33 protein-coding genes and 1 pseudogene are annotated in these 25,422 nt (G+C 40.3%); 26 read left to right on the forward strand and 8 right to left on the reverse strand.

Going from position 1 to position 25,422, the window contains the following annotated elements; translation table 11 throughout:
• Positions 1 to 28: 28 nt before the first annotated feature.
• The 9 genes from AXF23_RS06415 to AXF23_RS15810 all read left to right on the forward strand — a co-directional run bounded on the left by AXF23_RS06415 (position 29) and on the right by AXF23_RS15810 (position 4,157).
• A complete protein-coding gene (locus AXF23_RS06415) occupies positions 29 to 994 on the forward strand; it encodes an AAA family ATPase (protein ID WP_107624716.1) in 966 nt (321 codons plus the stop codon).
• Entirely contained in the window at positions 987 to 1,607 is a 621-nt protein-coding gene (locus AXF23_RS06420; RefSeq protein WP_107624717.1) for an ATP-binding protein, read from the forward strand. Before AXF23_RS06415 ends, AXF23_RS06420 begins: the two co-directional genes overlap by 8 nt.
• A gap of 5 nt (positions 1,608 to 1,612) precedes the next feature.
• Entirely contained in the window at positions 1,613 to 1,783 is a 171-nt protein-coding gene (locus tag AXF23_RS16090) for a hypothetical protein (protein WP_196491343.1), read from the forward strand.
• A 4-nt stretch (positions 1,784 to 1,787) separates the two neighbouring features.
• Entirely contained in the window at positions 1,788 to 2,018 is a 231-nt protein-coding gene (locus AXF23_RS06425; RefSeq protein WP_107624718.1) for a hypothetical protein, read from the forward strand.
• 6 nt (positions 2,019 to 2,024) lie between these two features.
• Positions 2,025 to 2,318 (forward strand): hypothetical protein, encoded by a 294-nt coding sequence (locus AXF23_RS06430; RefSeq protein WP_107624719.1) that lies wholly within the window; start codon positions 2,025 to 2,027, stop codon positions 2,316 to 2,318.
• Between the two features lie 5 nt (positions 2,319 to 2,323).
• Positions 2,324 to 2,623 carry a hypothetical protein gene (locus AXF23_RS06435; RefSeq protein WP_107624720.1) on the forward strand — a complete coding sequence of 100 codons (300 nt, stop codon included), beginning with the start codon at positions 2,324 to 2,326 and terminating at the stop codon, positions 2,621 to 2,623.
• A complete protein-coding gene (locus AXF23_RS06440; RefSeq protein ID WP_107624721.1) occupies positions 2,581 to 2,985 on the forward strand; it encodes a hypothetical protein in 405 nt (134 codons plus the stop codon). The genes AXF23_RS06435 and AXF23_RS06440 overlap by 43 nt, the downstream gene beginning before the upstream one ends.
• A gap of 80 nt (positions 2,986 to 3,065) precedes the next feature.
• Entirely contained in the window at positions 3,066 to 3,707 is a 642-nt protein-coding gene (locus AXF23_RS06445) for a DUF3164 family protein (protein ID WP_107625817.1), read from the forward strand.
• A gap of 150 nt (positions 3,708 to 3,857) precedes the next feature.
• Positions 3,858 to 4,157, forward strand: coding sequence for a hypothetical protein (locus AXF23_RS15810; RefSeq protein WP_036889196.1), 300 nt, complete (start codon positions 3,858 to 3,860; stop codon positions 4,155 to 4,157).
• Here AXF23_RS15810 and AXF23_RS06450 read toward each other — a convergent pair.
• The 7 genes from AXF23_RS06450 to AXF23_RS06480 all read right to left on the reverse strand — a co-directional run bounded on the left by AXF23_RS06450 (position 4,096) and on the right by AXF23_RS06480 (position 8,739).
• Positions 4,096 to 4,593 (reverse strand): hypothetical protein, encoded by a 498-nt coding sequence (locus AXF23_RS06450; protein ID WP_199222168.1) that lies wholly within the window; start codon positions 4,591 to 4,593, stop codon positions 4,096 to 4,098. The genes AXF23_RS15810 and AXF23_RS06450 overlap by 62 nt on opposite strands.
• Positions 4,594 to 4,595: 2 nt before the next feature.
• Entirely contained in the window at positions 4,596 to 5,204 is a 609-nt protein-coding gene (locus AXF23_RS06455) for a phage virion morphogenesis family protein (RefSeq protein ID WP_107624722.1), read from the reverse strand.
• 114 nt (positions 5,205 to 5,318) lie between these two features.
• Positions 5,319 to 6,611 carry a phage head morphogenesis protein gene (locus tag AXF23_RS06460; RefSeq protein WP_107624723.1) on the reverse strand — a complete coding sequence of 431 codons (1,293 nt, stop codon included), beginning with the start codon at positions 6,609 to 6,611 and terminating at the stop codon, positions 5,319 to 5,321.
• 86 nt (positions 6,612 to 6,697) lie between these two features.
• Positions 6,698 to 7,198: a phage portal protein family protein gene (locus tag AXF23_RS06465; RefSeq protein WP_107624724.1), complete on the reverse strand. Its 501-nt coding sequence runs from the start codon at positions 7,196 to 7,198 to the stop codon at positions 6,698 to 6,700.
• 270 nt (positions 7,199 to 7,468) lie between these two features.
• On the reverse strand, positions 7,469 to 8,053 hold the full coding sequence (locus AXF23_RS06470; RefSeq protein WP_107624725.1) for a hypothetical protein: 585 nt from the start codon (positions 8,051 to 8,053) through the stop codon (positions 7,469 to 7,471).
• Between the two features lie 3 nt (positions 8,054 to 8,056).
• On the reverse strand, positions 8,057 to 8,476 hold the full coding sequence (locus tag AXF23_RS06475; protein WP_107624726.1) for a protein-export chaperone SecB: 420 nt from the start codon (positions 8,474 to 8,476) through the stop codon (positions 8,057 to 8,059).
• Between the two features lie 5 nt (positions 8,477 to 8,481).
• Entirely contained in the window at positions 8,482 to 8,739 is a 258-nt protein-coding gene (locus AXF23_RS06480; RefSeq protein ID WP_107624727.1) for a hypothetical protein, read from the reverse strand.
• Positions 8,740 to 9,299: 560 nt separating this feature from the next.
• Between AXF23_RS06480 and AXF23_RS06485 the strand changes: the two genes are divergently transcribed.
• The 17 genes and pseudogenes from AXF23_RS06485 to AXF23_RS16580 form a co-directional block, all read left to right on the forward strand.
• Positions 9,300 to 9,530, forward strand: a complete 231-nt coding sequence (locus tag AXF23_RS06485; protein WP_370445512.1) for a DUF4248 domain-containing protein — start codon at positions 9,300 to 9,302, stop codon at positions 9,528 to 9,530.
• Positions 9,531 to 9,673: 143 nt separating this feature from the next.
• Positions 9,674 to 10,984 (forward strand): AAA family ATPase, encoded by a 1,311-nt coding sequence (locus AXF23_RS06490; protein WP_107624729.1) that lies wholly within the window; start codon positions 9,674 to 9,676, stop codon positions 10,982 to 10,984.
• A gap of 6 nt (positions 10,985 to 10,990) precedes the next feature.
• The gene (locus AXF23_RS06495) at positions 10,991 to 11,788 is read left to right on the forward strand and encodes an RloB family protein (RefSeq protein WP_107624730.1); all 798 of its coding nucleotides are present in this window, start codon (positions 10,991 to 10,993) and stop codon (positions 11,786 to 11,788) included.
• Positions 11,789 to 12,028: 240 nt separating this feature from the next.
• Positions 12,029 to 12,514: an HU family DNA-binding protein gene (locus tag AXF23_RS06500; RefSeq protein ID WP_158267685.1), complete on the forward strand. Its 486-nt coding sequence runs from the start codon at positions 12,029 to 12,031 to the stop codon at positions 12,512 to 12,514.
• Between the two features lie 106 nt (positions 12,515 to 12,620).
• Complete coding sequence (locus AXF23_RS06505) at positions 12,621 to 12,977, forward strand: hypothetical protein (protein ID WP_107624731.1); 357 nt, start codon at positions 12,621 to 12,623, stop codon at positions 12,975 to 12,977.
• 1 nt (position 12,978) lies between these two features.
• Positions 12,979 to 13,284 carry a hypothetical protein gene (locus AXF23_RS06510; RefSeq protein WP_025001526.1) on the forward strand — a complete coding sequence of 102 codons (306 nt, stop codon included), beginning with the start codon at positions 12,979 to 12,981 and terminating at the stop codon, positions 13,282 to 13,284.
• An 11-nt stretch (positions 13,285 to 13,295) separates the two neighbouring features.
• The gene (locus AXF23_RS06515) at positions 13,296 to 13,553 is read left to right on the forward strand and encodes a hypothetical protein (protein WP_025838453.1); all 258 of its coding nucleotides are present in this window, start codon (positions 13,296 to 13,298) and stop codon (positions 13,551 to 13,553) included.
• A complete protein-coding gene (locus tag AXF23_RS06520; RefSeq protein WP_107623863.1) occupies positions 13,550 to 13,993 on the forward strand; it encodes an N-acetylmuramoyl-L-alanine amidase in 444 nt (147 codons plus the stop codon). Before AXF23_RS06515 ends, AXF23_RS06520 begins: the two co-directional genes overlap by 4 nt.
• Positions 13,994 to 14,003: 10 nt before the next feature.
• Positions 14,004 to 14,510 (forward strand): hypothetical protein, encoded by a 507-nt coding sequence (locus AXF23_RS06525; protein ID WP_107624732.1) that lies wholly within the window; start codon positions 14,004 to 14,006, stop codon positions 14,508 to 14,510.
• Complete coding sequence (locus tag AXF23_RS06530) at positions 14,495 to 14,770, forward strand: LysM domain-containing protein (protein ID WP_107623865.1); 276 nt, start codon at positions 14,495 to 14,497, stop codon at positions 14,768 to 14,770. The genes AXF23_RS06525 and AXF23_RS06530 overlap by 16 nt, the downstream gene beginning before the upstream one ends.
• A gap of 11 nt (positions 14,771 to 14,781) precedes the next feature.
• On the forward strand, positions 14,782 to 15,627 hold the full coding sequence (locus AXF23_RS06535; protein WP_107623866.1) for a hypothetical protein: 846 nt from the start codon (positions 14,782 to 14,784) through the stop codon (positions 15,625 to 15,627).
• Positions 15,617 to 16,132, forward strand: a complete 516-nt coding sequence (locus tag AXF23_RS06540) for a hypothetical protein (protein ID WP_107623867.1) — start codon at positions 15,617 to 15,619, stop codon at positions 16,130 to 16,132. Before AXF23_RS06535 ends, AXF23_RS06540 begins: the two co-directional genes overlap by 11 nt.
• Positions 16,125 to 16,937, forward strand: a complete 813-nt coding sequence (locus tag AXF23_RS06545) for a hypothetical protein (protein WP_107623868.1) — start codon at positions 16,125 to 16,127, stop codon at positions 16,935 to 16,937. The genes AXF23_RS06540 and AXF23_RS06545 overlap by 8 nt, the downstream gene beginning before the upstream one ends.
• A gap of 9 nt (positions 16,938 to 16,946) precedes the next feature.
• Entirely contained in the window at positions 16,947 to 19,859 is a 2,913-nt protein-coding gene (locus AXF23_RS06550) for a hypothetical protein (protein WP_107623869.1), read from the forward strand.
• Between the two features lie 306 nt (positions 19,860 to 20,165).
• Complete coding sequence (locus AXF23_RS06555) at positions 20,166 to 20,408, forward strand: hypothetical protein (RefSeq protein WP_107623870.1); 243 nt, start codon at positions 20,166 to 20,168, stop codon at positions 20,406 to 20,408.
• Positions 20,409 to 20,461: 53 nt separating this feature from the next.
• Positions 20,462 to 21,295: a DNA adenine methylase gene (locus AXF23_RS06560; protein ID WP_107623871.1), complete on the forward strand. Its 834-nt coding sequence runs from the start codon at positions 20,462 to 20,464 to the stop codon at positions 21,293 to 21,295.
• A gap of 25 nt (positions 21,296 to 21,320) precedes the next feature.
• Positions 21,321 to 21,407: pseudogene (locus AXF23_RS16580) on the forward strand (thymidylate synthase); the annotation flags it as partial.
• A 1,187-nt stretch (positions 21,408 to 22,594) separates the two neighbouring features.
• Here the strand turns inward: AXF23_RS16580 and ppdK are convergent.
• Complete coding sequence (gene ppdK, locus AXF23_RS06570) at positions 22,595 to 25,321, reverse strand: pyruvate, phosphate dikinase (protein WP_107624733.1); 2,727 nt, start codon at positions 25,319 to 25,321, stop codon at positions 22,595 to 22,597.
• Positions 25,322 to 25,422 lie beyond the last annotated feature (101 nt).

Below are 25,422 nucleotides of genomic sequence, written 5' to 3' on the forward strand. Positions count from 1 at the left end.
AAGAACAATTAATAAAAAGAACAACAATATGAAACTAACAAAGAACGAAAAAGGACAGATACAGGAGAGCTTGAGACAATACGTCAGCAAGTATCCAAGTCAGAATAAGGCAGCACAGAGCCTTACAGGAACAAGTAGCGCAACTGTGAGCAGCATCTTGCAGGGTAAATGGGAAAATATATCTGATGATATGTGGCGCAACCTTGCATCGCAGTTAGGAACCACGGCAGGAACAGACTGGCAGGTGGTGGAAACAAAAGCCTATCAGGAAATGGTGTTCGCTATGAACGATGCTCAAACAGTCAAGAACGTTACGTGGGTAGTTGGTGAAGCAGGCTGCGGAAAGACAACCACAGCTAAGCTGTATGTAAGTGAGCATGGCGAGGTGTTTTATATTCTCTGTTCAGAAGATATGAAGAAGAGCGATTTTATTCGTGAGATTGCACGCCGTATCGGTCAGAAGACAGAAGGTTACAGCGTTAGAGAGCTGCTCGATCGCATCATTGATGATCTTATTCAGATGAAAGCACCGCTGCTTCTTTTTGACGAGGCGGACAAGTTGCCAGAGCGTGTTTTTCATTACTTCATCGACTTGTACAATAGATTAGAGGATAAGTGTGGTATCGTCTTCTTCTCTACAAGCTATATCAAGCGTCGTATGACAATGGGGCTGCGTTACAACAAGTGTGGATACAACGAGATACATTCACGTATCGGTCGCAAATTCTTTGAGCTTGAACGTACAGGTGCTCACGATGTCTATGCGGTTTGTATGGCAAATGGCGTAACGGATAAAGCACATATATCAGAAGTTGTGAGAGATTCTGAAGAATACGAGTTTGACCTACGACGTGTGAAAAAGAGTATTCATAGAGTTAAATTGATGGCTAAAGCCTCTCCCAGCCCCTCCGAAGGGAGGGGAGTTCAAACAGTGGTAAAACAGTGTTTGAGTACCAAACAAAATTCAAACCATAAAACTGAAGGTGATGAATAGAGCAATGTCAGTAACCGATATGCTACGTATGAAGAAAGAAACCTATCCATTTGAAGGGGAATGGGCAGATGCCTTCGGAGCACCAGAGCGAGGAGGCGTATGGTTTATCTGGGGACGAAGCGGAAGCGGTAAGACCAGCTTTACAATGAAGCTCTGTAAAGAGTTAGCTAAGTATGGAAAGGTTGCTTATAACTCCTTAGAGGAGGGTTTCTCTCTGACGATGAAGAATACGCTTATGAAAGCAGGTATGCAAGACGTTGCACGGCGGTTTATCCTCATCAGTGAGAGTATGGAAGATCTTGATGCACGTCTCAAGAAGCGTAAAAGTCCAGATATCGTAGTTATTGATAGTTTTCAATACACACAGATGAGCTTTAAGGAGTATCAGAAGTTTAAGGCACAGCATCGTGATAAACTTCTTATCTTCATCAGTCAGGCAGAAGGAAACAAGCCGTCAGGTCGTACAGCTGCGAGTGTTATGTTTGATGCAGCATTGAAGATATGGGTGGAAGGTTACAGAGCTATCAGTAAAGGACGCTACTTTGGCAATCTTGGCTATTACACGATATGGAAAGAGCGAGCAGATATATACTGGGGCGAAACAAAAGAGTAAAGGCTATGGCAAACAAGCGAGACAACCTATTGTACAAGCTACGGAAGAAAGGAGTGAGAGTACTTACACGAGAACGCACAATCTTCTTCGCTTTTGATAGAGAGCCGTTCGATGTAGTACAGGTGAAACGGCTGTGCAGGGAGTATCATTTTAATGTTCAATTAGAGTTACAATAAAATTATGAGTAAGGAGAAACGATTTATTGAGATTAGTCCTGGTTTGATGAGTCCAGGTGGTAAGATGACAGACCAAGTCGAGAGTCAAGGGCACATTTGCCCCTACTGTCAAGGAAACGGATATCGCTGGCTGGAGGATGATTGGCAAGAGCGGTATAAGAAAGAGTGCCCAATCTGTAGAGGCAGTGGTAAGCTTGATGCAGTGATTAGAGTTGAGTGGAAGGCTTCAGAATAAACAACTATGGAAAGGTTACTATCACATTCGATAACACCAACCGATAAGCCTGAATGGCTGTTAAAACTGCAAAGAGCTATCAATCAAGGCTACTCTTTGCGAGGAATAGAAAACAGCGAGAATGGATGGAGGGAGTTGAAAGACTTTGTTGATTGGTTTATCTATAAACTCTATGATCGTAGAGACATAACGGTAAGAAGTAGAATCACGTCCTACCTTATGATAGAGGGTGGTCAGACAGAGTTACACATTAAACGAAATAAAAAGACTATTCAAATATATTATATTCAAAAGCAATAGAAGATATGACTACATTTTTAGACAAAATCAAACGCAGATTGCAAGTATGGCACGAACAGCGTGCTGATCGTATAGAAACTAAACGACAGGCACGGCTTGATGCAGAGGCACGTGAAGCCGTACAAGTAATGGAATTTAATGGTGAGCTATATGTGAGCGTACACGGCATACCATTGTTCGGTCAAAGTGACCTTAGCGATGATCTTACAGAGGCAGTAGCTTCTGGTCGTAAAGCATATAAAGATTGGAAGGAGGAAAAGCTATGGGGGCGAACAGGAACTACGCAAGGTTTTATACCCTGTTAAAGAAGATGCCTGGTGCTGATAAGGAAACGCTGGTCTATCAGTTCACACAAAACAGAACAGTACACCTTCATCAGATGTTAGATAAAGAGTATGATGCTATGTGTAGACAGATGGAAGATATTACAGGGTATGACGAGCGAAGACGTAAGCAGTATGATATCCTACGCAAGGCACGTAGCGGAGTTCTTCATCAGCTGCAGATATACGGCATAGATACGACAGACTGGAACCGTGTAGATGCTTTCTGTAAAGACCCACGTATAGCAGGTAAGCGATTCAAAGAACTGGGCATAGATGAACTCAACGGCTTAAATACAAAATTAAGAATAATCATTCGAAAACGTAAACAAGAAGACGAGTAAACAGGTTGACAAGTTATTAGTACAATTAACTTGTTTAGAGGTAAACTCGTAAACTAATCAACTAAATATAAATAAATATGATGAACATTAAAGACATGAGTAAAGAAGAGCGAGCACGGCTGCTCGCTGAGTTACAGAACGAAGAAAAGCAGAGTCGCATTGAACGCCGTGAGACCTACGAGGGGCTACGTGCTGAGATGATGCACGATGTGTGGCAACGCTTAACACGTATCGTGACTGACGTGCGTGGATTCCACGACTGGTTACAGGGTGAAGTTGAAAGCTTCGTAAGTGTGATGCGTGATTATGGTCAGGTTCGCAAGAACGACCAGCGAAGCTACACGATTACTGACGGCGATTTTCGCCTTGAAATCTCAAGTAATAAGGTGAAAGGCTTCGACGAGCGTGCAGACCTTGCAGCAGAGCGTCTAATCGACTATCTCAAGCGTTATATGAAGCAAAGCGAGAAAGGTTCGGACGATCCAATGTATCAGATGGCAATGACGCTGCTTGAGCGCAATAAGGCTGGCGACTTGGACTACAAGAGCATCTCTAAGCTGTATGAGTTGGAGGATAAGTTCGATAGTGAGTATTCAGAGATTATGACGCTTTTCAAGGAGGCGAATGTGGTTCAGAAGAACGCTATCAACTACTACTTCTATCAGAAGAATCCAAAGACCAATGTTTGGGAACGCGTAGAACCAAGCTTCTGTAGGTTGTAACAGACAAAAATCATTAACTAACTCCTGTTTAAGAATAAAATCGCCCATTAGTGTGTACGAACACACATTTGGGCGGTTTTTATTTGTAATAAGCAGATAAAAAGGTGTAAAGACTTGCAAATAAGATGATTATTTGTTAATTTTGCAGATATGAGTAAAGGAAGAGATAGTAAATTGATAGAAGCACGCAACAGAAGGCTATTTGAGCGTTACTTCTACTGGACAGAGGAACGACGCCTCCGTTTCGATGATACTATCCGCATACTTTCCAATGAAGAGTTTTATCTGTCTGAAAGCCGTGTGCTGCATATCATTCGTGATATGATTAAACGTGGCGAAACAGTAGATGGCAAGCAGATGAAAGCACCGCTCTTTACAGGCTTTCGTGTTACACCTTCACGCCCATCTTCACGCGTAAAGAAGGTTTCTGAACCGTCCTTGTTTCCTTAACCATTTCTGACACTGTACACTCGTACATCATTTCATACACTTTTATTCCGTGCTTCCAAGTAAAGAACTTGGAAGACTTGCGTATCAAAGGAGCATCAGTGCCAAGACAGGTTCCCTGCAGCAGCTGATGCAACTGGTGGCGCATTTCATTACGCTCTCTGACAGCCTGTGTAGTTCCACTCGTTACATGAGTGTCATCATAGCAGTCTATAATGAGACGGATGCGAAGCCTACAAGTTCCTTTCTGTGCAAGCTGTCCTATATCGCTCCATTCAGTCTGCGCTTCTTCTATGAGTACTGCAGGGAACGTCAGCGGATACATATCAGTATCCTCGTCCTCTATATTTTCAAGTTGTCCGTAGTCTTCGTCAATTACTGAAAGCAACGGCATTTTCTCTTTAAGAAAGTCTATCAGTTGGCAGAGTGTCTGTTCCATATTTATGCTCTACTTACAAGTTCTTTAATTTTCTCTAAGCTCTCATCAAGCATCTTGTTAATCTTTGCTGTCAGCTCACGGCTATCACCAATGAACTGACGGCGTGGAATGCGTGCAGTGATATTAAGCTTTGTCTTTTTCGTGAGTGCGAGAGCCTTCCACATCTTAGCTCCAGAAGGTAAGTCTTTTGGAAGTTTCCCTTTGCCTTTCACGCCTGATAGTGCATACACCTTAGCCCACGCCATACGCCGCATATGTTTTGTAATAGTTGGATGCATATTGATGGTACCGCCTTCATTGTGAACAGCTGCGTAAGGCACAGGATTGGATATTGTAACTTGCCCAGGTGATGTTTCACTCTGTATTGAACGCATAAGATGATTGCGTCGAGAGGTAAGAGGAGAGTATTTTGCATCCGTCGTATTACCGTCCTGTCGTTTCGTACGTTTCCATTGGTGAACTCCTCCATCCGTGAAGCCACCATCTCGGAAGTTCTGCTTGAAGTGGTTTGCAGCCACGACACCGACCTTTCGAGGAAGTCTATCCGTCACCTCCTTTTGTATCTCATCTTTTACACGTGAGATACGCCTTTCTATTTCTTTTGCATCCATAATATAATTTTCCTCGTTTTTTATTTTGTGGAATGAAAATAAATATCTACATTTGTGGTGTGGAGGGAGCGTTTAATCCCTATTAGGACACGTCCTCCATTCCAGCCAGAGTGTTTACTCTGGTTTTTTTATTAGCAATATTCCCTTATTATTGAGACAATATATCACTTTAAACTTTCGATATTGTGAAGTTCCTCTCAGTCCATAAAATTTATTATATCCTTCTTCAAAGATGGAATAATTAAAATTATCATTTGGGAATAGCAATACTGCGACTTCTGTATTAGGCTTCGATGCACAATGTTTCAAAGCTTGTCTAATGTTATTTGAAGTACCCGTTTCTGCACCAGCAATTTCAAACAACATATTATCCCAAGTTCCTTCTGTATTCTTCTTAAATAACACTGTATGGTCCTCCTTTTCCAGAACTACTTTATGACCATTCTGAAAGCCAACCTCTTGAACAGTTGTCTCATACCATCCTTTTTTCTTATCAAAGCTATGTTCAACATGTGTCGCTTTAAGTCCAGAACTCTTGGCATCAAACTCCACATCTTTGTATAAAGGGTTATCTTTATATTCAAGATATTCATTTCGTCTCTGTTCTCTCTGTTCAGATGGAATGGCAGCATCTACATAAGGACAATTATAACAATCCTTTTTCCTATTCATGAAGAGTGTCATAATCCGCCCTTTTATGCCAGGCTTATAAAAAGAGCATTGACTGCATTTGTCTGGGAAATACGGATGAATGTCGTTGAATATATGCCCATCTTTACCCGGGTTGTTTTCAAGTCCTTTTTGTGGCAGAGGAGCATCCATATCTGCAGGACGATTTACAGGATCATCAGTAGCTTCAAGTGAGCACTTACAGTTCCATCGGTCGCCAGGGTGGTGCGTGTTCCAAAAAGGATCATCAATAGGCAGGGTAAGCTTTGCCATCCAATAGTTACGATGACTCCCTTCAGGACTTGGTGAAGTCGTCGGCATCCATCGTAGGTTAGGCAGGATATCCTTGTTACGTTCAAACTCACGCCAGTCTGCAGCGTTGTGCGCACGGATAACAGCAGTGTCATACTCCGTACAAAGCCACGCACCAACATAATGTGAGGTGATTCCCTTTACATCATCTATCCATTGACTGAAGGGTTTCAGTTTACCGTCACTGTCCAGCAGGTTCTTCGCGACCTCTCCAGCCAGCGAATGTACTTTGAACGCAGCGAAAACCTCATTAGAATGGCGCAGGGCGCGATAAAACTCCTCATCATGTGTACTTGCAGCATTGCTCTGTGAAAGTCCCTCCACAGTCGCCTCGTTGATAACTTTAACGACAGCCGACCATAATCTAAAATCAATGCCTTCAGCTAATTCAGGCTTGTTATGGATTCTTTGTAGAAAAGCCTGCACAACATTAAACGAGATAGCTGGGCTTTCGTTGTGGAAATGACTATGACCAGAGCAAGAGCAATGTTCACCATAATAGAGCGTATCAATCAGAAGTGCGCCCCTTTGTCTGGGGCGAGTCCGAAAAAACTTCTCAAATGCTGTTTGAACGCTGTTTTATCAGTGTTTTTGTCTTGCTTCTTTTTGTCATCATCATTACCTTGCATACCGAGTTGCTCTCTGAATGCAGCCTTTGCAACCTCCTTCTCCTCTTTCAGCTGTTTGTAGTTATCAGGCTTAGCAACGCAGAACGTTTCATAGAGGTAGTCGTCATCAATCGGAAGCCCCATTGACGAGAGTTTCTGAACGATGTCTATTTGCTGAGCAGGGTTAATCTTGTCTTTCTTTGCATAGACGAACTCGCCACCTTCCACATTGAAGCCAAGTGAGGAGAAAATAGGTCGCATATCATAATTGAGAATATCAAGAATGAAATCACGATCATCAGAGTTCATCTCGTCCTCTTCCTCCTTGTGTACAGAACCGAGCGCCTGCGTTCCTGTTGACTTTGCGTCTGTAGTGAGCGTGTTTCCCAGCACACGTATAGACATCTTTATCAATATTAAAAGAAAAGTCTTCTAAATTTATCGATTTGTTATCTCTTTACTTTCTCTTAAATATTGTTATAATATTCACAATAAAATCCTCCTTACTTTGAAAATTAAAGGGAAAGCCATACCTTTACATTGCTCATCTATAGTTAGAAGGAGTTTCGAGACCCGATTACCTCTGATGCATCTCGGGTCTTGCGTTTTTTATAGAGGTGTGGAAAGTGCTTTCTTTCGTTTCTTATGGTTTTAAGGATAAAAGGGGGAAAAGGACTATATTGTAAAATTCGTTACACAGTTTTGTGTTTCTATAACTTTAATTGGGTCTTGCAGTAAAGTTTTATCGAAGAAACAAATCTGAACTTGTCTAATTTGTGCTAAATAGAGACCAGCTTTAGGGAAGCATATATCCGTGTTTTTAAAAGAAGATTGTATAGGCATAGCTCTTATAGCCTTATAATTAAATTCGGTATGTTCTTTCAAATATTTAAGAACAAAATCAAAGCGAATATTCTTTTTATTGAACTGTTTCTTGACTACTTGTGCAATTTTGATAAATTCGTCAAAAGCCTCTAAATCGCCTAATAGGTCATAAAGTAAGGGAGAATGGGCATCGTATAAAGTTTTACAAACGACATACCCTTTTCCTTTACTTTTATATGCAGTTTCCCCCCACCATTCAGCATCTTCTATACGTGTGTCCCAAAAGTAATAACCTTCCCCAAGCCAAGGAGTCTTTACGCCTGTTTTAATATTCCCTTGAGCGTCACGTAAAGAACAGAAATAGGGACCATTAGCCTCTATTTCCTTATTGTTATTACGATATTCAAGGGTCTGATAGATTGTTGTAGATTTCATGGATTACTCAACAACAGAAGTGTTGTCACGGAGTTCCTCAGTAAGCCCCATCAGATTCACTGTTGGTAATATCATAGGGCGGAAAGAATTTGCTTGGAGTGAAAGAGTACTGACAAAAGCCCTTATGTAAGGGAAAAGTATGGCAAGGCTATTTGGATAAAAGAAATCAGGAATCTCCTCAAACTTAATTCTATCCATGAAACTAAACTGTGCTATACAAGAAACTTCCACTATGATAGTATCAGTCTCTTCACACTTCACAATTGTATCAAAAGAAAGGTCATAAGTCCCTTCTATCTCTTTTAACTTGCCAGATGGTTTGAAATCGATTACAAACTCTGCATCCTTTGGTATATCAAAATTCAAGGTTGCCTTAGTGAATTTGTAATTAACTAACCGAAATGCTACTTCCTTATTATTCATAGATATTATGCAGCCATACCGTATTGCGCATTAGAAGATATATCCTCTGTTGAAACGGTAAAATCATATTTTCTATCATCACAAAAAATGTCAGAATTGCTATAAGCCATTTCTGTATCAATATAGCCTCTTACCAATTTAGCATACTCTAATACGTCAGGACCTATCTCATTAAGGTAGTCCCACTCTGCACACTCTTTTTCAAGAACCTCCGTTGGAGTATTCTCGAAATAGCTCTTAAGTTGCTCAAGAAGTTTTCCCATTGTCCTTATTATGTTATTTGTTTGTTTGTTTATTTCTTTATTTCTGCTGCAAAGATATGACTTTCTTTTTTAATATCCTAAATAATTTACGTAATTTTGTAACTATATCATATACCTATATCATGTACCTTTGCAAAGAAATATGTCTAATACTTATAACTGGGAGCTTATAAGTTCAACTTTTTGTATATAAAAACATCATGCCTTATTACACCTTCATCTTACCAACACAAACAAGTAAGACAAAAATACCATTTGCAAAATAGAACATAAATTGCCAACTTTGTAGTGTGATACAAGTTGATGAGTTGACGAGTAGACAAGTTATCCGTACAATTAACCATTCATTTGTTACTCATTCACTTGTCAACCATAAGTGACCCACTTACGCCTCAAAAGTGACCCACTTATGCACCGTAAGTGATAAGGTAGTAATTGGGTAAACGAGTAAACAAGTCTACAAGTAGACGAGTTAATAGTATTGATAGGCTGTCAACGTTATAAATCAAACAAATATGAACAAAGAACTATTCAACCACAACAATCGTACAACCCCTTCTTTGAAAGAATTAGGAAAGCCTTTCCGACTCCGTGCTTATGGGCGTACAGAACTGGCACAGGCTTATAATCCTCACCTCTCGCCAAGCGCAGCATGGCAGAAACTCTCCCTATGGATACATCTTTACCCAGATTTGACAGAGCGACTTAAAGCAATCGGCTACTCGCCCCACCAGCGTGTCTTCACTCCACGGCAAGTAGCGATGATTGTCGAGGCATTGGGAGAACCATGAGGGGGCGATATGAGAAATATAACAAATAAAGTTGCGTGAAATTTTCACGGCATATATATTTTTTGTATATTTGCACCTAATCAATAAATAGATACATTTAGAAGCTATCTTTATTCATTTATGATCATTTAAATTTGTACGTTATGTTACTCAGAGTAATACTAAAGAATTTCCTGTCTTTTGAAGATGAGGTTCAATTTGATATGTTCCCTAATATGAGAAAGGAGTCTCTTCCCAATCATATTACTATGGCTGCAGGAGTGTTACCAACACTAAGAATGGCTGCTATATATGGTGCCAATGGTGCTGGAAAATCCAATATGCTGAAAGGTGTTGACTTTATCAAGTTATTAGTGACTAATAAAGATTTTTTAAATCAATCTAAAGTTTCAAGATATTTTTATGCGTTAAAGGATGATCCTGCTTCACAACCAATAACTCTGGCTATAGAGTTTGTTACAAAAGCAGGAAAAGCATTTATCTATTCTGTTGGAATTGGTGAAGAGGGGATTAGATCTGAGACTCTAATGGAATCTGGACTTGGTGCAAACGAGAATAAAAATGTCTTTACAAGAGAAGGCGACACTTTGTCCTTTGCAGTAAAGCCATCAGATGAGGTTCAACAAATGATTAAAGCATGGTTAGAAAAAAATCCTTTTGCCAGTTTATTGACTATTAATGATGATATGCCTGTTTTATCAGATGAAAACATTGCTATTGCCAAGAATTGGTTTCATGAAGAATTATTACTAATCGGCTTTCATTCGTTCATCCCTGGCTTAATTGAACTTTTTAGAAGAAATAAAGAAATCACTGAGTTTACATCAGCTCTACTCAAGGCTGTTGATTTAGGAATCAATACGGTCAAAGTTCAAACAGAGGATTTTGATGAATGGATTCGCTCCCACGATGAGGCAGAACCGTTAATAGAGAAATTAAACAAAATGCAATCTGGTGGAATATCTCAAATAACAGAGAACAGAATTAGACGAAATATCACCGTTGAAAATGGGGTTAGAAAGATTAGCCAGATGATGTTTGAACAGTTTGGGAGAAACGGCTATTCAAAAGATATGGATATTGTGGCGCAGTCAGACGGAACAGTTCGCCTACTTAACCTTGCTCCTGCTTTTTATGATGCGATAAGGGATGGTAAAACTGTCCTAATTGATGAAATTGAACATAGTATCCATCCACATCTTATAAGAGAATTAGTAAAAATCTTTTCTAAACAGAAGACAACTGGCCAGCTAATATTCACAACGCATGAGACCTGTTTATTGGATCAAAAATTTATCCGTACAGATGAGGTTTGGATGGTTGAGAAAAAGGATGGTAGCACCCACATGTACTCATTAAACGATTTTAAGATTCATAATACCATCAATATTGCAAATGGGTATATGGAAGGACGTTATGGTGCCATTCCCTTTATTGGAGACCTAAAGATGTAATGACTTATGGACTTTTCAAAGTTTTCATATAAAAAAGATGACTCCGAACAGGAGCCAAAAACGTCTATTTGTTATCGAGAAAATGAAGATCAGACTGATGCAGAGGATAGGCAGACAGACGTAGGGCATAGTGAAGCAAACAATGTCATCACAGCTTTCAATGCCTCCCCAAACTACCAAAAAGGGGATAGTTTTCGTGAGCCATCACTTTTTTTTATTATCTCAGGTGGAGAAAAAAGGGAACGGGATTTCCTGAAAGAACTTATAAATAGCAAGGAATCCACTGCCTTAAAAGCACTATTTCTATCAAAAAAAGGGCAAGGATTACATCCTGATCAAATGCAGAAAGAATGGCAGAAGATTAGAAAGGATGGGAAATTTATAATTGATGACCAGACTTATTATTTAGAAAAAATAGATGAGGTTTTCTTGTTGTCTGATGTCGATAACTTTTACGCAAAGTTGCAGGTAATTCTTTCTTCTAAGTCAAATGATGATACTGGCAGATGGATAATAAGTAACCCCTGCTTTGAGATATGGCTATACTATTGTTATAAAAATGACCCTAATAATGATTTGAATTGTATAACATCATTATCTCCCAATCAACGAAGCAAAATACTAAAACAACGTTGCAACGACGTTGTAAAAGGAGGACTAAATGGCATTAGGGCTTTCGGGTATATGAACAATGGTATAAAAAACAGCAAAGAACATTACGCTGAGGATGCTAATGGCATTCCTGTTCTCTTTGCTACACAAATGCACGAAATGGCGCAGTGCATAATAGATAAACTTAAATAAAAGTCGCTATCATGTAATTTCCAGTGGCTTGTACTCTCAAAGTGCAAGCCACTGTCGTTTTTCCACTCTTTGCATGACAACCGTCCGCAAAGTCCACATCTAATACTTAATAAGCCCTGCTAACCCCTGCTAACCGCTGAAAACCTCTACCCACTCTCGCACCCTTCCTATCTTTGCAACGTGATTACACACAGAGAAAGCAAAATGTTTAACTAACAAGTAAAGAAAGGAACAACAACTATGATTCGTTACAAGATTTACGAGAACAAGAACAAGAAGAGTGCGGGCTATAAGAAGTTTTATGCACGTGCCGTAAGTGAAGAGACTATCGACCTCCGCCAGCTTGCCGACTACATGGCTACGCACAATGTGCCCTTCTCAAAGGGTTGCATCTATGGTGTATTGCGCGATATGGTGGCTTGCATCAAGGAAATCATTATCGACGGAAAGAACGTCAAGATTGACGACCTCGCTATCTTCTCGGCTGGATTGCGCACACTGGGTGCTGCTTCTGTGGAAGACTTCCTGCCTGCGAAAAACATCAAGTGCGTAAAACTACGCAGCAGAGCAACCGGAGTGCTCCGTACGCTAAAACTCACTGGCGATGCTAACTTACGTGAGTTTGCACTCTACACCGTCGCCAAGAAGAAGAAAAAGCAGAAAGGCGGTGGAGGCGAACATGTGGGACCTGAACCCGTAGGACCTGTTCCTTCAGGGGAAGGATAAAAATGTAGAATAATAAACGAGTAGATAGGTTGACGAGTAGACCAGTTGATAGTCAAGCAACTTGTCTACTCGTTTATTTTTTCAACCTTTACGTCTCAAATATGACGTGGAAATAGGAAGCCTTCTCGTACCAGATGTTCGCCTTCGTGCATCTGAAACAGATGATAATGGTGAGATGCTGATAGTTCCTAAAGTCGGTACTGCAGTCATCATTGGAAGTCTGTCAGGAGACTATTCAAGCCTTGTCGTCTTAGCTGTGGATCATGTTGAATCTATAACGATAAATGGAGGTAAGCTTGGGGGATTGGTTAATATTGAGGATTTAACCAAGAGACTTAATGAACTGGTTAAAGCTGTCAATAGCCATACACACCAGGGTACTCATGGACCAACTGGTCCACCTCTGACTAAGGCACAGGAGTTTAAGAAGACTGATTATGAAGACGTAACTATCAAACATTGATATGAAAGGTATTACATTGATAGACTATGAAGCGGTTATACAACCGCATCGAGGACCAGACGGAAAGATTATCTCTGGTCTGGTTATCGGTGACACGCTGCATCAGAATCAGGCTTTGATTCTTCACTTACATAAGGGAGAGTTAAAAGAACGACCGATGACTGGCTGTGGTATCAGTGATATGTTGCTTGACAATGATCCTATTTATTGGAGGACGCTCATCAGAGAGCAGCTGGAGATGGACAGACAAACTGTGACTAATATAAAAATAACAACTAAAAGCATCGAAATAGATGCACAATATTAAACTTAAGCAATATGCAAAGAAACACGAAGGAATGGATACAATACGGCTCAGCCATATTTCTGCTTGCAAGTGGTGTGGCAATGGCTTTTCTGAGCTTCTTCTTCAACGGAGGTGATGTTAAGGACAGCGTGCTGTGGTATGTGTCACAGACATTGGTTTATGCTGGTTCTATCTTCGGTGTGGGTATCTACATCCAGAGTAAATGGGGCGACGTGAGAAATTACATCGACCGAGTTGTCAACTCTAAGAACGGAAAGGAGGAAGAATGAGAACGATTAAATATATTGCAATACACTGCACTGCAAGCCATCAGTCACAGACTATTGAGAGCCTACGACAAGAGTTCATTCGGAAAGGATGGACTAATCCAGGCTATCACTATGTGGTGTCGCCAGACGGCAAGATTACCCAGTTACTCGAAGAGGAGAAGGTGAGTAATGGCGTAAAGGGGTTCAATTCAGTTTCTATCAATGTCGCTTATATTGGCGGTATTGATATTAATGGTAAACCTATTGACAATCGCACAGAGGAACAGAAGCAAAGTCTGCGCTCGCTGTTGAAACTATTGCATAATAAGTACCCTACGGCAGTTATTCAGGGACATCGTGATTTTTCTCCTGACTTGAACCACGATGGTAGAATTACCTCTAACGAATATATTAAGGCCTGTCCTTGTTTTGATGCAAAGGCTGAATACGCAAACATCTAACAACAACGATATGAAAACATTAAAAGTATTATTAGCAGTTATTCTTACTGCCTTACTTTTCTCAGCTTGCTCTCATAAGGTCTATGTACCTGTAGAGAGTGTAAGCACCGATACCCTGCACGTCGTTAGCCACGATACTATAAGGGTTACGGAACGTCTTGCGCCAGTGTCACTTGCATTACCTGAGTATCATCAAGAGCGAGCAACGAAAGACTCTGTTTCTGTCTTGCAGAATGCCTTATATCGCTCAACGGCAAGAATACATAACGGTATCCTCACACACATATTAGAAAGTCTGCCAGGAGCTAAGGTAGAAGGTCTGACACCAGTGCATGACACCATCCGCATAACGATACACGATAAGGATCATAAACAATATAAAGAGAACCCAAAGATAGTTTACAAGGAAAAGAATTTGAAATGGATTGAAAAGCGTGCAATGGAAACAGGCTTTATCGCATTCGGTGTCCTTGTGATGTTAGCTCTTTATTTCGTAATAAGATGGAAGTTGAAGTAAAAGATGGTCAGACCTTGGCTGATATAGCCATACAGGAGTATGGCTCGCTGGAAGCATTGCCTGCTTTGGCTGCTGCTAATGCTATTGGTATGACTGATACGTTAGAGGCTGGAAGCAGATTGCAACTTCCTGACGTAAGTTTCAACCGATTAATACAACAGTATTGCAAGGCTAACGATGTGTCTCCAGCAACAGAGAAAGGTATGACGGATGTCAAGCTAAGGGTGTTCGGTGGTGAATTTGCACCACAGTTCAATTAAAGTAGATAAATATGGCTCGTAGTATAGCAGAGATAAAACAAACAATGACAAATGCCTTTATGGCAGATGCTACAGTAAGAGAACAATACGGACTATCAGAGAATGACACTTTTGATGATAGTTTCTCAGCGGTCAGTATTGAGAACATCCTGTTTTATATAGTTGCTGCCTGCAGTCACGTACTGGAGGTTATATTCGACCAGTTCAAGGCGGATGTAGACGATAAAATCAGTCGTGCTGTAGTAGCAAGTGTACCTTGGTACTATAAGATTGCAAAAGAGTTCCAGTATGGTGATGCTTTAATCTTTAATGAGGCGACGCAACAATATGTCTACGAACAGGAAAACGAGAAGAAGCGACTTGTTAAATATGTTGCTGTACGCGATAGAGGAACGTCCGTAGAGATTCTTGCTTCTGCTGAAGCAGGAGGACAGCCGGCTATTCTTTCAGAAGATGTTTTAACAGCGTTCAAACAGTATTTGAATCGTGTTAAAATAGCAGGTGTTGTGCTCTCTGTTCGCTCGTTGCCTGCAGATAGAATAAGTATCAATGCAACTATACACGTCGACCCACTGGTGATTGATAGAACAGGTGTAAGAATAGCAGATGGTAGTTATGCTGTAGAGGATGCTGTGAACGCCTATGTCAGAAAGATTATCTATGGCGGTACTTTCAACAAGACGAAATTGGTTGATGCTATACAAAATGTAGAAGGTGTGCTGGACGTGGAACTGCATATCTGTAAGTACAGCACGGATGGGACTATATATAAAGAAATCAGCGGTAATAATTACACCGCTGTTGGTGGAAGTTTTGTTACTGTGAACCTAAGAAATACATTGAACTATGTGGTATAAGTTAGATATCATCAAACTTGGCTTTCAGCTGTTGCCTCCAATATTGAGAAGCAAAGTGCTCGTAGCACTACTCAAAGCGATGCTGCGTGGAATAAGGGATTTGTATAACCGATTTTATAGTTACCGTTCTCACGTCTTGAATCGTCTCAACATAACGGCAGGTGTTCAGTATATAGAGAAGATCCTAAATGATGCCTTCTTTCTTTCAGAGCATCAAATTTACATCGTCTCTGCTGATCAGAGAGTACAGACTGTTTTACATTTCAAGAGTGAAGGTCTGACCCCTGTTTATGTGAGTGGTAATCCTCCGCTGTATGTCAGAGCGTATGACGATGTCCCTAAGCAGCCTTCTTTCATTGTCTATGTACCGTCATTCCTATGTACATCAATAAATGCTGCAGAAGACAAGTATGGAGGGCATAATTTGACAACTATATTAAACCTATTGAATCATTATAAACCTGCGGGACGCTCTTTCCGCATAGAAATATACGAATATGAATAAGATGCTCTTTAGTGAGGGTGGGCAGCCCCTCTACATCGATGATCTCAAAACATTGCAGGAGAATCCAATCAATCAGATGTCTGCACTTCTTCAGGCTCTTGGTGCTAACACATCAGCCTTTCTGCTTGAACGCTTCCAAGGAGAGTTGAAGAAACTTAATGAAGGGGATAAGACTACTACTTTTCAAACTAAGAAGAACTGGTTGGTGCTTGATGGAATCATTTATGAGATAAAGGAAACTACACTGGTTGCTAATAGTTGGAATGATCCATTATATGTTGGTGTTAGAAAATCTACTTCTGATGTACGCACATTTGAGGATGGCCAGGAACGTGCCTGTAGAGAAACTGCAGAGGCTTTCTTGACATATGAAAAGACAGAAGGTGTCTTTAATGTCAGTGAATTGAAAACGCTCTTTGACCTTATAGCTCCATCAATAGTTGTTAAGTTGTCTGAAACAGAATATAAGGATATGCCGTGGGTACTGAGGAATGGTTATTCAGGACAAATACAATCTAAAGTGAGATCTGACTATACTATTATAAAGGTTGATGTACAAAGTGAAAAGTCAGAATGGACTGATGGTCCTGGAGTAATCTTCGAATACCCTACGACACGAGTGCCAGTACCACCTATTGTCTCTGGTGCTATTGTTGTAGGAGTAAGCTCATACAATGGTCAGGAGCAGGTTGTTCACATCCAAGTGCTATCGGGGAAAGGAAAACTCATAGGAAGCTTGGGGGCATCCAGTCTTCCATCTCCTGCTAACTGTCCAATTAATACATATTTCATCATTCCAAAATAAAAAGTAATAATGGATACAATATACAGTTTGCTCAAGCGAGCAAAGGAACTTAAAGAGAAAAGTCAAGTAGATAGTATCACACCTGAAGAGGTGGGTAAGCTACACGAGGATACATTAGCATACATAGCCTCATTGGAGCAGTCTGCTGATGGATTTGGTATTAAAAAGGTTTATCAGTCTAAGTCAGCTATGGAAGCTGATACAGACCCAGTCGAAACTAATGGCAAGACTCTCCGCTATGGTCAGTTAGTGAGCATCTATGACGATGCACACGCTGATAGTTCTGAGAATGGAAATATTTATGCTTATCAGAAGCCAGGGTGGCTGCTGATGGGAAAGATCAGTGGTGGAACGACTCTTTCTATTGCGCAGGAAGCCGGTGATAGTACAACCTCTGTTATGTCGCAAGCAGCGGTGACAAAAGCGTTGGCGAACGTCAAGGCAGTCACGGATGACGGAAAGAACTTGCAGGAGGTTTACAGCACTCTTTTTTTGGGAAAAGATGCGAAAGCGACATCATACATTGATGTTATGGAGGTAGGGTATGCACTTTTCCCAGATGGGCGTATTGCACCACGTGCCGCATGGAAGGCTACGAAAAACTTTATCGAATTAGGGGAAACATTAAGAATTAATGTATCTTTTGCTGGCGGTGATGCTAACGTAAACTTCGTCTGTTTCTATGGTAAGAGCAAGGAGTTTTTGTCAGGCATCCCTGCGGGGGATAAAAAATATAATGCTGAAGTATCAATTCCACAAGGGGCAAAGTATATAAGGTTCTGTACCACTATAAACTCTTCTGCTGTTGCAAAAATATACAGAAAAGAAATTACACCTATCAGAGATGTTGTTCAAGCCATCATGAGCGCTATCAGCAAGGTTAAAGAGGATTTTATAATTAAAGAAGCATTGCCTGATTATGATTTCAGGTTAAAGTCATCAGAAGAGGGTCTATTAAAAGAAGATACTGGTAGTTATGCGCCAAACAGAATTTGGGATTATACTCCAGCATACCTTGATTTGAGTAATGTTACAAAAATTGTCGTCACGTCCTCTGGCGTAGGTGCTTCTATTGTTGCATTCTACGATGAGGAAAAATCATTTGTTGGAAACGTAACGCGTTCATTGAATGCAGAAGAAATCAAAATACCTGCAAATGCAAAGTTTGCTCGCTTTTGCTTTGGGTGGAAAAAAGGAAGCGCCATCGTTTCTTCATACAGAACATATACGCTGAATGAGTACGTAGAAAACAATATCAGACCAGCAGATGTTTACTGTGACGAAGTGAACATAAATAATGTTGATGCGCTTTTAGTAGAAGGTTCTTCACTAACTGCGAGCATCGCATCTCCTATAGGGTTTGGATGGTTGTCGAAAATGAACGACTTGGTTGATATTCTTATTGTCAACGACGGCAGACCAGCTCAGAGTCGCACCATTAATATCAATGCACTATTCAAGGGTGAGCTGATGAACATGTCAAACAGTTCGTTATCTGTTATTAACTATAAGTATCTACTACTGATGAATAGTGCTAATGGTAGTTCGACAGGTATGGAAGGATTTAAGGAACTCGAAAAAGCATTATCTTTTTCAAGTGCAAAAAATGTGACCCTTATACTGGGTGAAGAAGAATGGGGGGCGAATAGACATACCGACCTCAATAAGAATTTTGGAAACTTATACAATATTCCTACTGCCGAGCCAATAGCTGCTATGTCTTCAAGATTATCTACTGGGTATGCTGGGTTAAAACTATCAAGTCACGCAGGATGGAGATTAAGTTCGTGTTACGCAGCTATGCAAGAGTTTATCGAAGCATTGCCTGTGCGTAGAAGTATCAAGATGTTCCGTGTTCGCCCTAACATTAATGTCTCAAAAATAGACGATTTAGCTTTTTCCACGAATGAGCAGCGTGCTTTACTATGGAAGTCTTGTCAAGCAGGTCAGCAGGCAAACATTGCATTACTTGGACGTGCTATGACATTTAACTCAGCTGATAACTTAGACCAGCGAGACGGCAGGTATGATACTTCTGTGACCTATTCCGAAAGTGCGAGTGAAAGATCAGAGTCGGGCAAACTGTTGTCTGGAGGGACAATAGATTGCGTCGGATACTCCCTTATCCAGTTCGTTGTTAATGCTGATGCTGTGTATAGTTGTAATATTACTTTTGAAAGCGATAAGAAAATTAACGCTTATACCTTGAAGTACAATGATGAAGCTCATTCCAATATCTATCACAAGTATGTAGAGATAGAGAGTAGTTATGTTGACGGAATAGTTAACATAAAGATAGACAACGCAAAGGGGCTTCTTTGCGACGGCAAGATAACACTGTTATTGTATGCTGATGAAAGTTACAAGGTCAGCAATCCAAGATGTCAATACACAGGAAGGCAGAAATCGGAAGGAGTCTTTAATTATCATCAAAGATTACACGGAGATGAATGTCTTCAAGATACTTCTGTTGAAGATGTAATACTAAGCGGAGGGGCGGCAATCATAACCCCTCCTGTGAACCTTTTCTTGAAGAGTAATTGTAATAGTTCAGGAAAACTTGTCGCACTATCTTCTATGACAAGTGCAATAAAAAAGAATTTTGCAAGCAAATCTAACAGGATAGCTATAAGGATAGCGGCACAGAATTTTTTCAAATTCGCCACCACAAGGTATTCTGGAGCGGAATATGAAGACTATGTTACCTCGGGACATATTGGGCTTGAGCCTAATGGATACGACTATGCGTACATCTATGTAATAGTTGATGGGGCGATTCAGAAGAAATTGGTGTGGTCGGGCTGGACAGAGGTCTATTGTGAATTTGACTTGCAAAAGGGGAATCACACGTTGACAATTCAGAGAGCCACAGAGGGTAATCAGCCTATATTGATTCATGATATATCAGTGCAAGATGCCTAATACACATATGCTTAATGAATTTTATATATAAGAAAGTGAATATGGCAGAGCTGGGTTTAATTTTAACGCCTCTGTTGGTGAGTCAAGTCAGTTCTGTCAGAAAAGAAAATATTATGTTATAATCAACTTTTATTGTGCTGAAATAGGGGGTAAAAAGCCCCCAGCCTGTTAATAAGCAACGCCAATCACTTTTAACAATGTACGCCACAAGAGCGCGATCGGGGGCAAATATCCTCGCTCGCTCTTGTGGCGTTTTATTGTAAAATAAAAGTGATTGGCTTTGCAAATTTACGAAATTTATTAGATATGAAGATAATTGAGATTGTAAAAATTAACAGGGAACTATTAAGAAACCTCCATATTGCTGGAGTTAGATTGGATGACGCAAAATATATAAATTTATATACAGAATATAGACACATGTTGGAAAATCATGAAAAAGTGTCTTACATAGTGGCAGTTCTTGCAGAGAAATACGCTATTAGTGAACGTAAAGTATATGGACTTATCAAGCGATTCCAAACTGACTGCAATTTGTTTGCAGTGTAATCAGTATATACGTTTATGCTTGTGAAAGAAAAACTCACGACCTTTGCATCATTATGAAGAAAAAATATTATTCAGCTCCGCTTCCATTCGTTGGACAAAAGCGGATGTTTGCAAAAGAATTTAAGAAGGTGTTAGAACAGTTCCCAGACGGAACAACATTTGTTGATTTATTCGGAGGCAGTGGCTTGTTGTCGCATATTGCAAAGTCCGAGAAACCACATTCTAAAGTCGTGTATAATGATTTTGATGGATATAGGCTACGTCTGGAACACGTGTCACAGACTAATGAATTACTCTCAGAACTTAGAAAGATAGTTCGTGAGCTGCCTAAGCATAAGCCTATCGTTGGAGAAGCACGTAAACGAATTTTTGAGTGCTTAATTAAACATCAAGATCGTTATGGTTATTTGGACTTCATCACGATATCGTCTTCTCTCTTATTTTCGATGAAGTATTGTCTGAATATTGACGACATGAACAAGGAGACGTTGTATAACAATATTCGCTCTACTGATTATCCGCTTTGTGAAGGCTATTTGGATGGTTTAACAATTGTTTCAGCAGACTATAAACAAGTCTTTAATCAGTATAAGGATACTCCAAATGTTGTATTTTTGGTTGACCCTCCTTACCTCAGTACCGAAGTTGGTACTTATAAGATGTATTGGAAACTTGCAGATTACCTCGATGTACTGTCGGTTCTTGCTGGACATTCATTTGTTTACTTCACAAGCAATAAGTCGTCTATACTTGAACTCTGTGACTGGATAGGTCGAAATAAGCATATCGGTAATCCATTTGAGAAGTGTACTAAGGTGGAATTCAATGCTCGCATGAATTATAACTCAACCTATACAGATATGATGCTGTATAAGAATGCTGGTTAAATACTATTCAAATACTGATAAAACGATGAATAAATACTACAAGATTTTAGACCGGATTATTCATTCTGGAAAACAGCAGTGTAACAAGAAAGGGGAAATTAGGTATCTGTTAATGGTAATGAAGATATAAAGTTTGAACTCAACGTATAATCTAAAAGGTGGCAAAATCTTGCAGAATTATCCAAGTCTTGCAAGAATTTGCCACCTTTTTACTATTGTGTGCGTGTTGAGAATTGTTACTTTTCGTTTTGCATCAAAATATCACTTTTCGTTTTACAACGCACCTACTTTTCGTTTTGCCGGATTAAGTAATACTACACAAAATATCCCGAAAATTTATGAAAAATATTTTGCCGGTTAAACTTGGGATAAGATCCTTACTGTCAAAAACGAGTCCGCCTCAGAAACGCTATTTCTCACATTCATTATAATATCCCTATTTTTCTACAATGAAAGAAATCCTCAAAATGAAAGTTCCTGTCACTCATGTCACAAGAGAATAGCTTATAACCTGCTGATTTGTAGCACGTTTGCACGAAGTGTTAAAAGTGACAGCAAAATGAAATTAAAAATACTATAGTTATATCGTTACATTTTTAAGAGAGCAAACAACTTTTCATTTCTCAAAGAACAACATATAAACAGGATTATTAGACGTACCCAACTCTTACGTTAGCAAGATTAATGTCTCTTCTCACGTAAAAGTAATTCTATCATAAATTAAACCGTAGTGTATAGCACTAAGAGCCTTATACTCATAGTAAAAAGAAGCCGTAAATAGTAGAGAACGAATATAAAAAGCGTTGCTTTACACTTAACTATAAAGGTTCAAGACTGCATATTACATACTTCTTGCTATGTTTTAAAACATAGTTTATAAACAAACTATCTATAACAAATCCTGCATGGACTAAAACCTTTTGACTTTGCCGCACTCACAGAAAGGCCTTTTATACTGCCTGAGCATCTATTAAGACCACGGCAATTTTGACTTGAATGATACTTTCTTGCCTTTGGACCCGTACAAATGTAAACCGTTCCAGACTGAATATTCGTATTTCTCTTTGTAGAAGCAGTCGTTCCTCCTATCGTAGAGAACAAAGCAAGTGCTATAAACGCTGATTTAATAAATTGCATATTGGTATAAAGTAAGATTGTTGTAAAGAACTTAGTAAATTAGAAGTGAGAGAAAAGGTAAAGGCCATCCTCTTTTAGATATTCATTTATAAAACATAAAAAATAGGCGGTATACCTACGTAAAAACATGGTATACCGCCTAAAAAACATATCTCTAAGAAATTACTTCATTTCTTCCACTGCTGCCTGTGCCGCTGCAAGTCTTGCGATAGGCACGCGGAATGGAGAACAGCTAACGTAATTAAGACCTACACGATGGCAGAACTTAACAGAGCTTGGCTCACCACCATGCTCACCACAGATACCACATTTGAGGTTCTTGCGAGTCTTGCGACCCTTCTCAACACCCATTTGGATTAACTGGCCAACACCCTTCTGGTCGAGAACCTGGAATGGGTCAACATCAAGAATCTTCTTCTCCAAGTAGCTTGGCAAGAAGCTTGCGATGTCGTCACGGCTATAACCGAAGGTCATCTGAGTCAAGTCATTTGTACCGAAGCTGAAGTATTCAGCCTTCTGTGCAATAACATCAGCTGTCAAAGCAGCACGAGGGATTTCAATCATCGTACCCACCTTGAATTCAACCTCAACACCTTCTTTTTTGAAGAGTTTGTTTGCAGTTTTACGAATGATACTCTCTTGAATGTCAAGCTCATTAACAATACCAACCAATGGTACCATAATTTCTGGCTTAGGATCAAATCCTTCCTTCTTCAACTGAACAGCCGCACCGAGGATAGCCTTGGTCTGCATTGCAGTAATCTCTGGGAATGTGTTACCCAAACGACAACCACGAAGACCTAACATTGGGTTGCTCTCAGAAAGTGCACTTACACGACTCTGAATAAACTGAACACTTACGCCCATCTCTTCAGCCATTACTTCCTGTCCCTTAAGGTCGTGTGGAACGAACTCATGCAAAGGAGGATCGAGCAAGCGGATGTTTACAGGCTTACCATCCATACACTTCAAGATGCCATAGAAATCTTGCTTCTGATAAGGCAGAAGCTTTTCAAGTGCCTTTTCACGCTCTTCCGTACTGTTAGCGAGAATCATCTCACGCATAGCCTTAATCTTCTCGTTCTCGAAGAACATGTGCTCTGTACGGCAGAGGCCAATACCAACAGCACCGAAATTACTTGCTACTTCTGCATCATGTGGGGTATCTGCGTTGGTACGAACAACCAGCTTACTATACTTCTTACAAAGGTCCATCAACTCTGCGAAGTCACCTGTAACCTCAGCAGGGCGAGTCTTCACCTCACCAAGATAAACTTCACCTGTTGAACCATTCAAAGAGATATAATCTCCCTCACGTATTATAGTTCCATCAATTTCCAAGGTACGTGCCTTATAATCAACCATGATAGCACCAGCACCACTGACACAGCACTTACCCATACCACGTGCAACAACGGCAGCGTGTGATGTCATACCACCACGAGCAGTCAAAATACCCTCAGCAGCAGACATACCAGCGAGATCCTCTGGAGATGTCTCGATACGAACCATGATAACTTGATGGCCATCCTCATGCCATTTTGTAGCATCATCAGCAAAGAACACCACCTGTCCACTTGCAGCACCAGGAGAAGCAGGCAAACCACGTGTCAAAACATGAGACTGTGCTAATGCCTCCTTATCGAATACAGGGTGAAGAAGCTCGTCGAGTTTATTTGGTTCACAACGCACGAGTGCTGTCTTCTCGTCAATCTCTCCCTCGTGAAGAAGGTCCATAGCAATCTTAACCATTGCAGTACCTGTACGCTTACCGTTACGAGTCTGGAGGAACCAGAGCTTACCTTCTTGTACAGTGAACTCCATATCCTGCATATCATGGTAGTGCTTCTCCAACTTATCCTGGAGGGCAAACAGCTGTGCATAAAGTTCAGGCATAGCCTCTTCCATAGAAGGATACTTTGCAGCACGAGTCTCTTCATCGATATTCTGCTGAGCTGCCCAACGGAGTGAACCTTCCTTAGTAATCTGCTGTGGAGTACGGATACCTGCAACAACATCCTCACCCTGTGCGTTGATAAGATACTCACCATTGAAGAGATTCTCACCAGTACCAGCATCACGAGAGAAACAAACACCTGTAGCAGAGCTATCACCCATATTACCAAATACCATAGCCTGTACGGTTACGGCTGTACCCCACTCCTGTGGAATACCTTCCATCTTACGATAAAGGATAGCACGCTCGTTCATCCATGAGTCGAACACAGCGCATATAGCACCCCACAACTGCTCCATAGGATCATTTGGGAATTCCTTACCGGTCTGTTCCTTGATAGCATTCTTGAAGAGTACAACAAGTTGCTTCAAGTCATCAACGGTCATCTCGTTATCAAGCTTAATGCCACGCTCAGCCTTAACCTTCTGAATAATAGCCTCGAATGGGTCGATATCTTCCTTATTTACAGGCTTCATACCCAATACAACGTCGCCGTACATCTGTACAAAACGGCGATAACTGTCATAAGCAAAACGTGCATTACCTGTCTTCTTAACCAATCCATCAACCACAGCATCATTAAGACCAAGGTTAAGAATGGTATCCATCATACCAGGCATAGAAGCACGTGCACCTGAACGTACACTCACTAACAGAGGATTAGATGGGTCTCCAAAGGTTGAGTTCATTAAACTTTCAACATGTTTAACGCTGTTCTCTACTTCTGCCTTTAGCAAACCTACTACAGTCTCTTTACCTTTCTCATAATACTCTGTACATACATCTGTGGTAATTGTAAAGCCTGGAGGAACCGGAACACCAATAAGATTCATCTCTGCCAAGTTAGCACCCTTGCCTCCAAGGAGATTTCTCATGTCAGCTTTACCTTCAGCCTTACCATTACCAAAGGTATAAACTCTCTTTTCGCTCATAAGTTAAAAATGATAATGAATTTTAGTTATTTGTATAGTGCAAATATACCAATAAATAGGTAAAGTAGCAAACTTTTCTGTAAAATTTGCTATGTTGACCT

This window comes from Prevotella sp. oral taxon 313 (genome assembly GCF_003043935.1).
Classification (GTDB): Bacteria; Bacteroidota; Bacteroidia; order Bacteroidales; family Bacteroidaceae; genus Prevotella; species Prevotella jejuni.